The organism is Actinoplanes sichuanensis (assembly GCF_033097365.1).
Lineage (GTDB): Bacteria > Actinomycetota > Actinomycetes > Mycobacteriales > Micromonosporaceae > Actinoplanes > Actinoplanes sichuanensis.
This window is the reverse complement of the sequence record NZ_AP028461.1, coordinates 2,862,792-2,877,308: the sequence shown is the minus strand read 5'-3', so window position 1 is coordinate 2,877,308 and position 14,517 is coordinate 2,862,792. Positions and strand designations below refer to the sequence as shown.

The following is a 14,517-nucleotide window of genomic DNA, read 5'->3' as shown; positions in this document are numbered from 1 at the left end:
CTACCCGCGGTGCCCTGACGGCCGTCGCCCCCCACCGATTCGATTCGTTTCGAAAAACGAAGACCAACGAGATTCCGTCGTACGCGCTCAGAACCGCCTGGCGTTTGACGACCCGGCGGGCCGCTCGTAATCTTGCGCGAGAACCGATTCGACGGCGGTGGTGGATGAACATCGGGGAGATCGCCAAGCGGGCGGGCGTCTCCCGCAGCACCGTGTCGTATGTGCTCAGCGGCAGACGCCGGGTCTCGGACGCCACCCGCGGGCGGATCCAGGCCGTCATCGACGAGCTGGACTATCGGCCGAACGCGAGCGCGCGGGCGTTGCGCGAGGGCCGCACCCAGGCGCTCGGTCTGGTGATCCCGCCCGCCGGCCGGCGGCTGACCGGCATGCAGCTCGAGTTCGTCGCCAGCGTCGTGGAGGCGGCGGCGCGCGCCGACATGGATGTGCTGCTGTCGCCGTCCGGCGGTGATCACGACCGGTCGTTCGAGCGGATCGTGAGCGGCCGCCGAGTCGACGGGGTGATCCTCATGGAGATCCGCCTGGAGGACGACCGGGTGACCCGGCTCCAGCAGAGCGGGCTGCCGTTCGTCACGATCGGGCGCACCGCCGATCCGCACACCACGAGCTGGGTCGACGTCGACTACGCCGGGCTGATCGGTCGCTGCGTCCATCATCTGGCCGACCTCGGTCACCGGCACGTCGCCCTGATCAACCGGTCCGCCGAGCTGCTCGCCTCCGGGTACGGGCCCGGCCACCGGGCGACCGCGGGCTTCGACGCCGCGGTCGCCGAGCGCGGGCTCGACGGGGTCACGCTCAGCTGCGGGGACGACGGCAGGTCCGGCGAGATGTGTGTGGAACAGCTGCTCGCCGCCCATCCGCAGGTCACCGCCATCGCCACCGTCAACGAGGCCGCGCTGCCGGGCATCCGGCGGGCGCTGGACACCGCGGGGCTGGTGGTGCCCCGCGACTTCTCCATCACCGGGGTCGCGGCGCAGCACTGGGCCGAGGAGTTCCGGCCGCCACTGACCGCCGCGGACGTGCCGATCGTCGAGATGGGCACCGAGGCGGTGAATCTGCTGCTGGCGGCCATCGCCGGGCCCGGCACCCCCCTCGGTCGTCACCTGTACCGCCCGCCGATCTCGCTGCGGTCGAGTACCGGGCCGGCGCCGCGGGTCAGCCGCTGAGCGAGCGACGCCGCTCGTGGGCGGCGGCCAGGATCAGATAGCTGCTCGCGGTCCAGGTGTAGGCCCGGTCACGTAGGCCGGCTCCGGTTTCGGCGTCGAAGTTCTCGGCGAAACCGGACCTCTCACACAGCGCCCGGAAACGTTCACTGATCTCGTCGGCGAGCCCGCTGTGCCCGGCCCGGCGCAGACCGTCCTCGATCAGGATCGTCGACGGCGCCCAGATCGGGCCGCGCCAGTAGCCGTCGGCGGCGTAGTCCGCCGAGGTGACCGGCTCGGTCGCCGGGCCGTACGCGGTCAGGTGCAGCTCGATACCGCGGGCCAGTGCGGCGGTGATCGGCGCCGGCAGCTCGTCGCCGAGCACGATCGGCATCAGGTCGAGCAGGCTGGTGCTCGGCTGCCGCGCGCCGGAGAGCACGCCGCGGGCCTCGAACCGTTCGCCGTTCCACAGCTGGTCGAGCATGGCGGCGCGGATCTCGTCGGCGATCGCCGTCCACGGTGCTGCGTCGTCGCCGAGTTCGGTGGCCAGCTCGGCCAGGCAGCGCAGCTGCAGGATCAGGAACGCCGCGAGATCCGCACTCTCGATCACCCGGTCGCCGTCGAACGTGGTGGCGTTGTCCCAGCCGCTGTCGTTGCCGTGCTGGTAGTGCGGAAGTGCGTGGCCGGGCGCGCGGCGGAAGTCCAGCCAGAAGCGGGTCCAGGCGGCCAGCCGTTCGTACGTCTGCGTCAGGTCCTGCCGGGTGACCGGCAGGCCGAGGTGTCGTAGCCGCTGCCAGGCCCAGCCGTGGATGGGTGGTTTGACGAAGTTGTGCAGGACCTCGGCGTGGGTGATGGAGTCCGGGAGCGCGCCGCTGTCGTCCTGGTGGTCGAACGGCAGCTGGAACTGGTGCCGGGCCAGGTCGGGCTCACCGGCGGCCAGGGCCAGGGCGTTGAAGCAGTGGTCCCAGCTCCACACCTTGTCCATCCAGTGCTTGCTCATCAGCACGGCCGGACGGGTGACGAAGCCGGCCGGGTCGACGGTGGCCGACCAGAGGACGTACGCGGCGAGCTCGGCGGCCGGGGTCGCGGGCGAGCGCCAGGGCGCGACCGCGTCGGCGAACGCGGTGAACGTGGTCTGGGCCCTGCGGTGTAGCTCGTCGAAGGTGGCTCGACTGCGGTAGGGGCGACGGGCGGTGCCGAACTCCTCGATCGCCAGCTCCCACTCCCCGTCCGGCGGCAGGGTCAAGCCGCGCCGGGTGGTGCCGAGGGTCTGCTGTCCGTCGACGGCTTCGAGGTCTCCGGTGAGGACCGTGACGCGATAGCGGCGGCCGGTCTCGTACGAGGTGAACACGTGTGAGCCGTCGACCGGGTCCTGGTAGAGGTAGGTGCCACTGAACGGGGTGAGGGTGCCCGCGGCTGCGACGATGTCCAGGCCGAGCCGGTGACCCCGTACCCGAATCGTGTCTTGATCGTCGAAGACGAGGTCGATCCGGCCGTCGTCGTGGTGCCAGCTCAACAACGCCGGGGTGGCGGCGACGGTCGCGCCGGGCAGCACGATGAACCGGAGGATCGCGTGCATGCCGTTGCGGTGCGAGACCAGGTGCAGGTCGTCGGCCACGATGTTCTCGGCGATCACCGGCGAGATGCCGAACCACGAGCCGCGGTGACTGAACGGGATGTCCTGGACGGCGAACGCCGGGCCGATGGGGACGACGGTCATGAGTGGCGGGGCCTTTCGCGGTTCAGTCCTTGACCGCGAGGCGGTCACACCGGTCCCGCTTTGTCGAATCGATTCGGCGAAGCCGTTCGACAGAACATAAGACGACGCTCGAAGGAGGTCAAGCGCCTGCCAGTTTCCGCAGTCCTCTTCACGAAGCCACGAGGCTGACCGGGTGCCGTGCACGGGAGTATGTACTTTCCGCCTACCCCAGATGGGCGTCCTTAGCGCGACGAGCCGCTTCGAGGTTGTTGCGGTAGGTCAGGGTGGTGGGGTGGTCGTCGCCGAGGACCCGCCGCCGGTCGGTGAGGTTCTGTTCGTGCAGGGTGATGGCCTGCACGAGGCGTCCGGCCGACTCGTACCCCATTCGGGCACCTCAGCGGCCCCGCCCCGATGTCCGCTGTTTACCGTGCGATCTCCCGCGGTGAGGGTCGCCCGGAACAGATCCGGCCAGGCACCGTACCGCCATGATCGGAAAAGAAGAGGATCACGATGACCATGCGGTACGACGCTGCGCTGATGTTCGGGTACCAGATCCATCCGGTCCCCCACCTGACGTTCGAGGAAGTCGACGGGAACGGCCTGCTCGACCTGCCATGGCTGGGCGGCACCCCGGACGGCTTCCCCGCCCCAGCCGGCGCAGCCAACTTCGTCGGCCGGTTATACATGACGATCCCCGACGCTGACCTCACCGTGACCGACTGGCACCAGCAGGAGCATGCGGTCCACGATCGCTACGGCGTCACCTTCATCGAGGACGGGTGGGCACCCCGCCGTGGTTCTACCCGATCGTGCCTGCTCGCCGCCTACACGGTGCAGGGTCGGTCAGGTGTAACCCGGCCGGTGAATCTCAGCGAGCTCGCCGAGGTCAGGGAACAGCACGGTCTGGACGAGAAACTCGGCGTGGTACTACGGGTGCTCGGTCTGACCCCGAAACACGAACCGCAGTGGCTGCTGGCCGTGACCGGCGTGGACCAGCTGTGACGCTGTCAACGCTCTGATCTTCACCCCGTGCAGAGGGCCTCGGACAGCCGTGCACAGCACCTCAGAAATCGACAGCGCCTCCATGTCAGCACACGTTAACCCTGACATCTACCGACTGGACGAATCGATTCGCTGACTGCTCTCCGCCGGAGCGAAGTCCCACAGATGGTAGTCGCCGACCTGGGCGAAGCCCATCTTGAGGTAGACGGGGTATCCGGCCGGGGTGGCCTGGAGCACCGCGGTGCGGGCGCCCCAGGTTGCTCCGTCGGCCAGGGCCCGCTCGGTGACGGCCCGGCCGTAACCCCGACCGCGGGCCTCGGGCCGGACCCCGACGAAATACGCGCCGATGGTGCCGTGCTCACGGACGCCGACGCCCACACTGATCGCGACGCACCGACCGTCCACCCTGCCGAGGTAGAGCCGGAAGTCGTCGTCGGCGAGGGTCTGTGGCCGGCACATCGCCTCGATGAGCTCGGGATCGTGGCCGAAGGCGGCTCCCGCGCAGTCGATGAACTCGCGTACGTCCTCGATCGACACCGCCGCGGTGACCGTGAGCTCGGCCGGACACGGCAGGGTGGGGGCCGCGGTCGTCAGGTCGAGGGCCATGATCGGGTACAGCGGCTCCTGGCTGACGCCGTGCTGCTCGGCGTACCGGTGTGCGGAGGGGCTGGGTGCCGCACAGACGATCCGCCACGGCATCCGGCGGTCACCGAAATAGGACGCGGCCTGGTCGATCGCGGCCGCGTCGTCGGTTCCGTGGCAGTGGATCTGGTTGAACGGCGCCGCGACGACGCCGGTGAAGATCCGCAGACCGTCGACGGTCTCGTGTACCGAACCTCCGGTGCCGCGCGCCATGTGGCGCCAGAACGTCTGGTGATTGACGTGCAGAGAGTTCATGTCGCTCATCAAGGTTCGCTTTCCTCATACGACCGGCACACGCTCGTCGCCGACGGATTCCCTTTTCTTCGCTCTCATTCCCGCCGTGCGGGTGGCGGGCATCGTTCACGGTCCGCCGACGTCGGCTCCGTCGAGACGCAGCTCGGCTACGAACTCGGAGAAGGTGTCGGCGACCGTCCGCCAGGTGTTCGGCGCCGAACTGTTCCAGACATCGCTGGCGACGACTCGTGGATCGGAGGAACTCGTTCGGTAGTCGAGGGCGATCGCGGTGTCGTCACCGGCGTACCGCGCCATGGCGATGAAGAAGGCCCGGTCGACGTCGAGCCACGGCAGTTCGACCGGACCGGTGGCCGGCTGTGCTCGCGCGAATCCGAACAGCTGCGCCATTTCGTCGTCCTCGGTCAGGTGGTCGAGCGACCGTGATTCCCGCTCCATCTGCTCGATGCTGCCGAGAAAGTCGAGCGGATCCTGGAACCAGGGCATGACCCGAGCGACCGCAGGCTCGCCCGGATGCCTCCACCTGCCCTCCCGCAGGAGATCGAGCAGCAGGTCGGGAACAACGAGACCGCGGACCCGTACCGTCGCCGGATGGTCGTCCTGCACGTTCAAGGTTTTACCCGCCGGCGCAGGTGGCGTCCCGTGGCGACGGCCACGGCGGCGAGCGCCAGCAGGACCACCGCACCCACCGCGAGCAGCACGGTGACCCGCGGCCAGCCGGGTAGGGGCAGGTCCGGAGGGTACGGCCCGGCCAGCGGCAGGGCCCAGCCGGTGACCAGCCACGCGATCGCCCCGACCGGCAGTCCGATCACCACGGCGACGGCGACCAGTGCCGGGTACGTCCACAGCATCGCCTGTCCGGCCGGGCCGGGACGCAGCCCCTGGGTCCGCAGCGCGGAGAGGTCCTCGACCCGGCGGCGCCGGTCCACCGCTGCCGCCAGCACCAGTGCGCCCGCTCCCAGCAGTACGGCCAGCACACCCGCGAGCACGTGGAACCCGAGCGCCAGCGCCGGGCCCTGCTGTTCGAGGCGGCGGCGTATCTGATCGGAGCGGATGTCGGCGACGACGGTGAGGCCCTGTGCCGAGACCCGGTCCAGGATGTCCGGCGGTGCCGCCGTGTTGAGCCAGATCTGTGGCGTGGTGCCGAGGCCGGCGTTCATGGTCGTCCGGTCCGCGTACTCGAGGTCGACCAGGACGGCCCGGCGGCCCAGCTGCGGCACGACCGGCAGGGTCTGGGCGTGGGTGATCGGCAGGGGTTTGCCGTCCAGACCGGTGACGGCGTCGCCGGCGAGGCGGCCACCGGCCACGGCGACCGGCATCGGGTCGGGGGTGCCGGCCGGTTTGATCCACACCAGCGGGGAGACGCTGACCGACTCGGCGAATTCGAGCCGCAGGCCGTCCGGCGCCTGGGCCGGCCGTACCTCCGGGCTCGCCCGCCAGTTGTTCGGATCGGCCAGCTGGGCCGTGGGCAGCACCTCCCGGTCGGGGCCGGTGGCGCGCATGCCGTGGACCACGACCGCGGCGGTGAGGCGAGACGAGCCGGTCCGGGCGAACCCGATGCCGTCGATCCGGCATCCTTCCTGGCAGACCGCGATCTTCTGGCGGTACGTGGCCGGCCGGTTCTGCAGCTCGCCGAGCTCGATCACCGCGTCACCGAGCCCCGTCAGCGACGAGACCGACACCTGCAGCCGCAGGCCGTTCCGGCCCGGTGTCAGGCCGGACGCCGACACGTCGACGGCGATGTCCGGGCCGGCGAACGCCGGTGCAGCCAGCGACTGCGGGTGCAACCGGTCGGCGACCTCGGCCGGGTCGGGTCCGCCGCTCGGCCACGCCGCGACGGCCGCCAACCGAGTGGAGTCGACGGCCAGGCCGGGCGTGTCGGTGGCGGCGACGCCCGGGGGCAGCCGGGTGACCGCCATGGCGAAGTCACCGTCCGGGTCGATGCGGCGCACCGCGGACAGCAGTTGTTGGGGTTGGGCCGTCTGCACGGTGAGGACCCGGTCGGCACCGATGCCGAGGGTCGCCTCGACGGCGCGGCCGGCGGCGGCGGTATCCACCGCGCAGGCCGCGTACCCGGCCACGGCCACGGTGGCCACCAGCAGCGCGAAGAGCCGGCCCGCGCCGGGTCGGCGGGCGAGCTGCAGACCCGCCAGGGCGACACCGAGTCGGCCGCGTTGCAGGGCGCGGACCGCGTACCGGCTGATCAAGGGAAGCAGGACGCGGGCGGCGAGCAGGCCGAGGGCGAGCATCAGGATGGCGGGTGCGAACAGGCCCAACCCGGTCAGCGACCCCTGGGACAGGACGAGCTGGACCGAGGCGGCGACGGCGAGGAGTACGGCGAGCGCCTCCGCCGCGACCGCCCATCGGCCGTTGGCGGTGGAGGGGTTGCGGCGCAGCAGTCGGGCGACCGAGCCGACGAACTGGCGGCGCTGGGCCACCATCACCGACAGCAGTGCCGCCCCCGCCGCCAGTGGTGCGTAGCGCAGTGAGCTCCAGTCGGAGGAGACTCCGTTGTCCGGGAAGACGATCGCCGCGATCGCGTCGACCAGCAGCTGCCCGATCAGGCAGCCGCACAGGGCGCCGGCCAGGACCGCGATCAGGCTCTCGCCGGCCGCCAGCCACCACCGCGTCCACCACCGCGAGCCACGCAGCGCGACGACCGCCAACTCGCTCTGCCTGCCCTCGAGGCCGTAGCCGACGGTGAGGAAGATGGTGAAGCAGGCGAACAGGATCAGGGGCACGGCCAACACCGGCACGAGCGGCCGAGTCGACGACTGTCCGACGTCGATGCGGTCCAGCAGGGCCGTCATGCCGGTGTCGATCTGCACCGCCAAGCCGACGTCGGCGGTGGACAGGGTCAGTTTCTGCAGGTCGGCCCGGAGCACGTCGAGACGGTCGGGGTTCAGTGCGGCCGGGCCGGCCCGGCCGTCCATCGCCAGCGTGATCCGGCCGTGGTCCATCGTCTGCTGCGTCACCGCGGCGGTGAAGATCGGTTCGCCGGGGCCGGTCTCGGGTGTCGCGGTGAAGTAGCCGCGGGCGCCCCAGTAGCCGGCAGCCGGCTCGGTCGGCCGGTAGGTGCCGGCGATCAGCAGGCGCCGGGGCTTGCCGTCGGGTAGCCAGGCCTTCTTCTTCGGATTCGGGCTCGGTACGGCCGACCGCAGCTCGATCGGGTCGCCTGCCTTGAGGTTCAGGCGCTGGGCCGTGTGTTCACCGATCAGTACATCGCCTTCGGCGGCCAGGCAGCGGCCGGTCAGGATCTGCAGGTGGGCGCAGACGTCCTGGCGGTAGACGAAGCGTGCGGCGTTCGCCGGGTTGGAGTCGATGCCGATGGCGTAGTACTCGGCCGAGTAGACGTACGTGAAGCCGGGCATGGCGACCAGCGCGGTGGCCACGTCGCCGAACTGCAACCCGTCCTGCTCGGTGGCCAGGCCGGGGTCTCCGGTGCCGTCGGTGGCGACGCGTTCGTCCTGGACCGTGCTGGCCACCAGGCCGAGCTCGTTCGGCGCGGCGGTGGCGATCTGCCCGACGGCGACCGCACGGTCGACCGCGATCAGATAGGCCGGCGCGGCGACCGCGGAGGTGACCGCCAGCAGGCCGAGCAGTGCCAGGGTGGCGGCCTGCCCGCGACGGTGCCAGAGCATGACGAAGACCAGCGAGATCATCGGCCGTCCTCTTTCGCATCGGCACCACGTCCGGCCGCGATTCCGGCCGGCACGCCGCCGGCAGGCCGGTCGGGCCGCGGTACGGGCGGCGCCGAGCCGGGTGCCCGCAGGCTGCGAAGCAGCGGCCGCACCGACAGCCACCCGGTCACGCCGAGCACGACGAGGGCGACCAGCGCGGACAGCGCGAGCACAGCGCCGCTGAGTGTGGTCGGCGGCGGCAGCACCGCCCAGCCGTCGGTGAACGGTGGCACGACGATCCGGGTGAGCGGCCCGACCAGCGAGGCGGCGAACACACCGACGGCCAGACCGGACAGTACGAGTGCGGCCGTACCGGCATGGCCGGTGGTGACCGCGACCGGGGCGGGTAGTCCCTGCAGCCGCAGCGCCTCGAGTCGTTCACGCAGCAGGGGCCGTTCGACGGCGACGGCGACGGCCGTCGTGGCCGCGGCGAGCAGCAGCGCGGCCACGCCCGCCAGCAGCCCGAACCGCGCGACGGCCGCCGGTCCCTGACGGCCGAGGACGACCGATCGTCGGGCGGTGCTGTCGTCGGCGATCACGGTGAGCCCGGCCGCGGTCAGGTCGGCCACCAGGCCCGAGCGGGCGCCGGCGGCGAGCCAGACCTGGAACTCGCCGGGCGGCTCGCTCTCCCCCGCGACGCGGCGGGTGGCGTCCAGGTCGACGAGGATCCCGGTCGTTCCCAGCCCGGGCAGGGCCTGCGCGGTGCCGGCGACCCGCGCCGGGACCCCGCTGAAGGAGTTCAGCAGCGGGTCGGTGAGTCGCCACTCGGCCGGGGCCGAGCCGGCCAGGACCACCGGCAGCGGCATCGCTGTGTCGGACGCCCACACCTCGGTGCCGCTCACCGGCACTGCCAGCTCGTTGCGGTCGGTGGACAGCCGCAGGCCGTCGCCGGTCGTGGCGATGTCGATGGCGACGCCCCCGTTGGCGGGCCGCCATCGGCCGATGTCGCCGAACGCGGCGGGGTCCAGGATCTCCGCCGGCGCGGCGTCCTGTCGCAGGCTCTGCAGCGTCACCGCGGTGTCCGATGGGAGCGGGTTGGGCTTGCCACTTCCGCCGGGCGCGGTCAGTCCCCAGCGGACCAGGCGACAGCCGGGCGCGGCGGCGCAGCCGGGCGCCGCAGCCGAGACCGTGCCCTCCCCCGCGGCCAGAACACCGAAGTCGACCTGCACCGGCAGGCCGGTGCCCTCGTGCTGCAGCAGCAGCTCGACAGCGACCGGGGCGGTGCCCTCGCTTCGGATCCGGAGGGTCAACCGGTCGCCGGTGACCAGTGGCAGCGGTTTCAGGCCGCCGGCCGCCGTCGCGTCCGGGAGCAGACCGACCGGCCCGAACTCGGGGCGCCACTGGGCCACGGCGGCGAGCCGTGTGGTGTCCACGGCCAGCACCTGCGGGATGGTCGTGGTGTCGGCGACCACCGCCATCGCCTCACGGCCGCCCGGATCGGCTCGCCGGACCGCCGCGAGCAGCGCCGTGCGGTTCGACGCCTCCACCGTGAGCACCCGGGCGGCGCCCAGCTCCGCGGCGCTGCGATCGGCCCGCACGGTACGGTCGGCGGCCAGCCCGCCGGCCGCCGTGGCGAAGCCGGCGACCGCCACCACGATCAGGGCGAACACCCGGTCGACGCCGCGTTGCCGGGACACCTGGACGGCGGTGAGACCGAGCCGGAGCCGCCCGCCACGCAACGCCACGCCGACGACCCGATCGGCGACGCGGATCAGTAGTCGGGCGGCCAGCAGCGCCACGGCCAGCGCGGCGAGCGCGGGCGCGGCGGCCTTGAGGCCGTCCTCCGACCCGCCGGACCGGGCCTGGTAGACCGCGGCGACAGCGAGGGCGGCGAGCACCTGGTCGACCAGGGTGGAGCGCCAGTCGGAGCGTCCGGCCGCCGAGCGTCGCAGCAGCACCGCGACCGGCTGCCGCAACACCAGCGCCTCACCGATGGTCAGCACGAGCAGGCCACCGAGCAGTACCGCGGCGAGGGCGGCCCCGACCAGCGACAGCGCTGCGGGCAGGTCGCTCAGGGGCACCGACCCGGCGAGACCGGCGGCGAGCAGAAGCCCTGCGGGTGCACCGACCAGCACACCGGCCAGCAGCGGGACCAGGTGTTGTCCCCAGGCCAGCCGCAGGATGTCGCCCCGGCTCAGGCCGCGTAGTTTGAGCAGCGCCACGTCGGTACGCCGGTCCCGGCCGGTGAAGCGCCCGGCGATCCCGATCGCGAACCAGGTGAGGATCAGCGTCTGCAGGCCCGCGCTGAGAACGCCGCGGCGTACCGTGTCCCGGTCTCGGGCGATGCGTTCCAGCACCGTGTCGATGCCGGTGATCATCCGTAGCCGGTTCTGGTTGAGCCGGACCTCGGCATCGGCAAGTGCGACACCGAGCCGCTGCGCGCCGTCGCCGCGGATCAGCTCCGGCGGGACCTGGACGTCGTACGTCAGTGTCGGTTCCGAAAGCAGGTCGGAGCCGAAGGTCTCGACCGGTGTGAAGACCGGGTCCAGTCCGGGGGTCTCGGCCCGGTACAGTGGATTGCTCCAGTACGGGTCCGCGGGATCGCGCACCGTGTAGCGGGCGACGATCGTGAGCCGGAACGGGGTGTTCAACCTGTCCAGCAGGGTCAGTGTGTCGCCGGTCGTCAACCCGAGGTTCTGGGCGGTGGCGTTGCTGATCGCGATCTGCAGGGGTGCGGACGGGCAGGGCCCGTCGAGGCGGACGTGTCGGCAGAGGTCGTCGCGGTAGGCGACGGCCATGTTCGCGTCGCCGCCGGTCCGGGCGATGGTCAGTCGCACCCGGATCCCGAGCACCGGCTGGTCCCGTGCGCTGGACAGCTCACCGGCGGCGACGGCGGCGAACCGACGAAGTGCGTCGGCCGCGTCGTCTTGGGTGGTGGTCTCGGTCTGGATCGAGACGTTGCGCTGGGCCGCCGAGGCGGCGCTCAACTGTGCCTCCGCGGCGCGGGTCGCGGACGCGTAGGCATACCAGGGACCGGCGGCAGCGACGGTGGCCGCCAGCGCGGTCAGCACAAAGATCGCCAGTACCTGCGCGGTTCGCGCCCGCACCGCGTCGAAAACGAGCGCGAACAAGCTTCACCTTCCCCCGATCAACGGGCACGCTACGCGATAGGCACAGCATGTGGGGGGCAGTGTGGATCTGCGGCGGGTTTGTACTGACAACCCGCGCGTCATCGTTCCGGCACATCGCCGACGTAGCCATCCGGTAGGGGGAACAGCCGGTGGTCGCGTACGCGCTGCCGTGGTCGATCGATCGGCTTTTGGTTGTCGCGACTGCCGTCATCATTGAGGACCAGCGGAACAACCGGCATCCCCGCTGGTCGGCCCGGTTGGCGTTCGCGCTGGTCGCCGGTCCTCGGAGCGGCGTTCCGGCAAGTGCCGTACCTCACCCACAGATTCTGCCCGTGCACCCAGCCGAAGCAGCTGGTCACGATCGGGCTGCCACAGCCGCACACGGCCGATCGCCGTTCCCCGATGCGTGCCGGAGGGACCGCTCGCGGCAGCATGTTCCCCGACTCTGTGGTCATCGTCGTTCACCGCCTGGCCCACGACAGGAACCGCTCGCCCAGGTCGGGCGGGACGTCGCCGGTACGGGCCGCGTAGTCCTCCCAGCAGGCATGCATCTGGGAAGAGAGGTAGAGCATCAGCAGCGACGGGAAGGCGCTGTAGTCGTCGAGTAGGCCCACCTTCGCCGGCGCGCACGGCCATGGCTGACCACACACCCGACAGTCCCAGGTGGGACGAGAGGCAGTGTGCTCCGGACTCTGCGCCGCATCCGCCGGCCCAGCCGTCGTCACCGCTTCGAAGGACATGCCTTCGCCTCCCGTCGTCACTGAGTTGATGACGACGGCCGACCCGAGGGGCCAACCTTTGACCGACCGTCGTCGCTTGAGGGACGTGACGGCCACCGGGGGAGATGCCACAGCAGCCGCCACGTCTGGATCGATGCTGTGCGGCCGCCACTCATTGGTGCAATATTCCACTGTAGAAAACACGCGGTGATACCTAGAAAACCTCTAGATCACGCGGTAAACCTTCCATGAGGGAGGTCACGTACATTCCACGGCCGCCGTCACGGGGTCACGGCATGGAAGGAGCGCCACCAGTGGACGGTGACAGCGCTGGAAGCACGGTCCCCCGGCGACAGCTCGGCCGGTACCTACGCTCGCTCCGCGAGGGAGCACAGCCCCGGAAGATCACCATTGAGGCTGCCGCCGCGCATCTTGAGTGCTCGACACAGAAGATCTGGCGGATCGAGAAAGGCGAGTCGCCGGTACGGGGCATCGATGTAAAGGCGCTCTGTGAGCTGTACGACGCTACCCCTGAGATGACCGAGGCTCTAGTAAGTCTCGCCCGAGAAACGAAAAGTAAGGGCTGGTGGGCCTCTTACGGAGAGGCCGTTCCGGATTGGTTCGATCTCTATATCGGGCTTGAGGCTGCGGCCAGTCGCATTCGAAAGTATGAACCGGCTTTGATTCCCGGGCTACTTCAAGGCCCGGCTTACATGGAGGCCGTTCTCCGTGCCGACGGACCCGATCTCACCGAGACCGAACTGGAGCGGCGGATCAAAATCCGCCGGGAGCGTCAGGGCTTGCTGTCCCGTCATTTCCCCGACCCTCCACAGCTAGAAGTCATCGTTGCCGAATCGGCGCTACGCGCCGAACTCAAGACGCCCGGTGCGATGCACCAACAGATGTGGCACCTGTTGAAGGCGAACGAGCTACCGCATGTGTCGGTTCGTATTCTGCCAACCTCAGCCGGGCCGCACCGGGCGTCCGTCTCTGGCGCCTTCACCATCCTTGAATTCCCGACGATGAATGGCGACCGGGGCGAACCGCCCACTGTCTACAGCGAATCCCTGACGGGCGCCCTGTACCTGGACCGACCGAAAGAGCTGGACGTGTACGAGCAGGGATGGGCCGCGCTGTCAGCGCTGGCGCTGAGCGAGGGAGAATCCAACGTGAAGGTTCAGAGTCTTACAGGGGAGATGAGTGCGCCGTGAGTGACCATGACTTGACCGGGGCCGTCTACAGGAAGAGCCGCCGGAGCGGCTCGAACGGCGGAGACTGCGTAGAAGTAGCCGACAACCTGCCGGACGTCGTTGCCGTCCGAGACTCGAAGGACCGTGACGGGGGGGACGCTGACGTTCGCTCCTGACGTGTGGTCCGCGTTCCTCGCTGACGTCAAGCGCGGAGACTTCAACGCCTGAGAGCCCCGTACTCTGATCGAGGGTCCCCCGGACTAACCCAGCGACGTTCGGGGGGTTCTTCAGGCCCTTGCACCAAGATCAATGGCCTGAGGTCTTTCCACTGCCGTTCGGCGGCGCCTACCAGAAGGGGTGCGCAACTTCGACTATCGGGCGGCGTGCGTCTCGATGGTGAAGAACGCCACCGCCCACCCCGCTACCGGGTGCAGATCACCGCCAACCACGGCGCAGCCGAAACCCACCTCGCCGAATGGGAGCCGCTCGGCGCGTAGAGCGCGCCCGTGGCCGGTTTCTCGACTGGTACGAGCCTGGGCCCGATAGCATGATCGTCGTGGCTCGGGTGGTCGTTCGGCCGTACGGCCAGATTGTTCTTCTGCTTCTGATCATCGGCTTTTTCGGGGCGATCGGGGTGACCTATCTGGCCGGTGGAGCATTCGCCGAGCGCGACTGGTTCACCGTCATCCTCGGCGTGGTCTTCGTGCCCGCGAGCCTTTTCGGCATGTGGCGGACGGTTCGGCTCGGGGCGACCCTCGACGTCGAGGGCATTCACATCCGGGGCCAGATCGACAGTCGCGACGAGTACCTTCCGTGGTCGGCGGTCGCGTCGATCGAGTGTGCGGTGATCGACTACCGGTTGGTGGCCGCCATTCACGGACCGGTCCTGATCGGCCCGGACGGCACCCCGGCCGCCGTCATCCCCGCCCTCGGCTCCTATTCACGACGCCGCGCCGAGCGCCGCACCGAACAGCTCCGGGCGATCCGGGCCGCCGCAGTCGACGGCTGACGACACGCCGTCGAACCGCCGAGTGATCCGGCGCCGGCGATGCGAATGGTGAAGTGCGCCGGGAACGGGACAACCTGATTTAAATCGATGTGC

The 14,517-nt window shown here is 70.4% G+C and carries 11 protein-coding genes and 1 pseudogene; 5 read left to right on the top strand and 7 right to left on the bottom strand.

Features of this window, described 5'->3' with window-relative positions:
• Window positions 1-164 precede the first annotated feature (164 nt).
• Window positions 165-1,184: a LacI family DNA-binding transcriptional regulator gene (locus Q0Z83_RS12790; RefSeq protein WP_317794099.1), complete on the top strand. Its 1,020-nt coding sequence runs from the start codon at window positions 165-167 to the stop codon at window positions 1,182-1,184.
• On the opposite strand, the gene Q0Z83_RS12785 is transcribed toward Q0Z83_RS12790, so the two are convergent.
• Entirely contained in the window at window positions 1,174-2,880 is a 1,707-nt protein-coding gene (locus Q0Z83_RS12785; RefSeq protein ID WP_317794098.1) for an amylo-alpha-1,6-glucosidase, read from the bottom strand. The genes Q0Z83_RS12790 and Q0Z83_RS12785 overlap by 11 nt on opposite strands.
• 202 nt (window positions 2,881-3,082) lie before the next feature.
• On the bottom strand, window positions 3,083-3,244 hold the full coding sequence (locus Q0Z83_RS12780; RefSeq protein WP_317794097.1) for a tetratricopeptide repeat protein: 162 nt from the start codon (window positions 3,242-3,244) through the stop codon (window positions 3,083-3,085).
• Window positions 3,245-3,375: 131 nt separating this feature from the next.
• Between Q0Z83_RS12780 and Q0Z83_RS12775 the strand changes: the two genes are divergently transcribed.
• Window positions 3,376-3,861, top strand: a complete 486-nt coding sequence (locus Q0Z83_RS12775; RefSeq protein ID WP_317794096.1) for a hypothetical protein — start codon at window positions 3,376-3,378, stop codon at window positions 3,859-3,861.
• A 108-nt stretch (window positions 3,862-3,969) separates the two neighbouring features.
• Here Q0Z83_RS12775 and Q0Z83_RS12770 read toward each other — a convergent pair whose 3' ends face one another.
• From Q0Z83_RS12770 to Q0Z83_RS12750, 5 genes are all read right to left on the bottom strand, one after another.
• The gene (locus tag Q0Z83_RS12770; protein WP_317794095.1) at window positions 3,970-4,758 is read right to left on the bottom strand and encodes a GNAT family N-acetyltransferase; all 789 of its coding nucleotides are present in this window, start codon (window positions 4,756-4,758) and stop codon (window positions 3,970-3,972) included.
• 105 nt (window positions 4,759-4,863) lie between these two features.
• Window positions 4,864-5,361: a hypothetical protein gene (locus Q0Z83_RS12765; protein ID WP_317794094.1), complete on the bottom strand. Its 498-nt coding sequence runs from the start codon at window positions 5,359-5,361 to the stop codon at window positions 4,864-4,866.
• Between the two features lie 2 nt (window positions 5,362-5,363).
• On the bottom strand, window positions 5,364-8,417 hold the full coding sequence (locus tag Q0Z83_RS12760) for an FtsX-like permease family protein (RefSeq protein WP_317794093.1): 3,054 nt from the start codon (window positions 8,415-8,417) through the stop codon (window positions 5,364-5,366).
• On the bottom strand, window positions 8,414-11,506 hold the full coding sequence (locus tag Q0Z83_RS12755) for an FtsX-like permease family protein (RefSeq protein WP_317794092.1): 3,093 nt from the start codon (window positions 11,504-11,506) through the stop codon (window positions 8,414-8,416). Before Q0Z83_RS12755 ends, Q0Z83_RS12760 begins: the two co-directional genes overlap by 4 nt.
• A 461-nt stretch (window positions 11,507-11,967) precedes the next feature.
• Complete coding sequence (locus tag Q0Z83_RS12750) at window positions 11,968-12,156, bottom strand: hypothetical protein (protein WP_317794091.1); 189 nt, start codon at window positions 12,154-12,156, stop codon at window positions 11,968-11,970.
• Window positions 12,157-12,539: 383 nt separating this feature from the next.
• On the opposite strand from Q0Z83_RS12750, the gene Q0Z83_RS12745 reads away from it, so the two are divergent.
• The 3 genes and pseudogenes from Q0Z83_RS12745 to Q0Z83_RS12735 all read left to right on the top strand — a co-directional run bounded on the left by Q0Z83_RS12745 (window position 12,540) and on the right by Q0Z83_RS12735 (window position 14,424).
• Window positions 12,540-13,436 carry a helix-turn-helix domain-containing protein gene (locus tag Q0Z83_RS12745; RefSeq protein WP_317794090.1) on the top strand — a complete coding sequence of 299 codons (897 nt, stop codon included), beginning with the start codon at window positions 12,540-12,542 and terminating at the stop codon, window positions 13,434-13,436.
• A gap of 11 nt (window positions 13,437-13,447) precedes the next feature.
• A pseudogene (locus Q0Z83_RS12740) lies at window positions 13,448-13,643 on the top strand (DUF397 domain-containing protein).
• 328 nt (window positions 13,644-13,971) lie between these two features.
• Complete coding sequence (locus tag Q0Z83_RS12735) at window positions 13,972-14,424, top strand: hypothetical protein (RefSeq protein WP_317794089.1); 453 nt, start codon at window positions 13,972-13,974, stop codon at window positions 14,422-14,424.
• Window positions 14,425-14,517: the final 93 nt, after the last annotated feature.

What these genes read in the sequence shown, in the direction of transcription:
- Q0Z83_RS12785 (WP_317794098.1), bottom strand. Translation starts at nt 2,880, where the DNA reads ATGACCGTCGTCCCCATCGGCCCGGCGTTCGCCGTCCAGGACATCCCG.
- Q0Z83_RS12775 (WP_317794096.1), top strand. Translation starts at nt 3,376, where the DNA reads ATGCGGTACGACGCTGCGCTGATGTTCGGGTACCAGATCCATCCGGTC.
- Q0Z83_RS12760 (WP_317794093.1), bottom strand. Translation starts at nt 8,417, where the DNA reads ATGATCTCGCTGGTCTTCGTCATGCTCTGGCACCGTCGCGGGCAGGCC.
- Q0Z83_RS12790 (WP_317794099.1), top strand. Translation starts at nt 165, where the DNA reads ATGAACATCGGGGAGATCGCCAAGCGGGCGGGCGTCTCCCGCAGCACC.
- Q0Z83_RS12770 (WP_317794095.1), bottom strand. Translation starts at nt 4,758, where the DNA reads ATGAACTCTCTGCACGTCAATCACCAGACGTTCTGGCGCCACATGGCG.
- Q0Z83_RS12780 (WP_317794097.1), bottom strand. Translation starts at nt 3,244, where the DNA reads ATGGGGTACGAGTCGGCCGGACGCCTCGTGCAGGCCATCACCCTGCAC.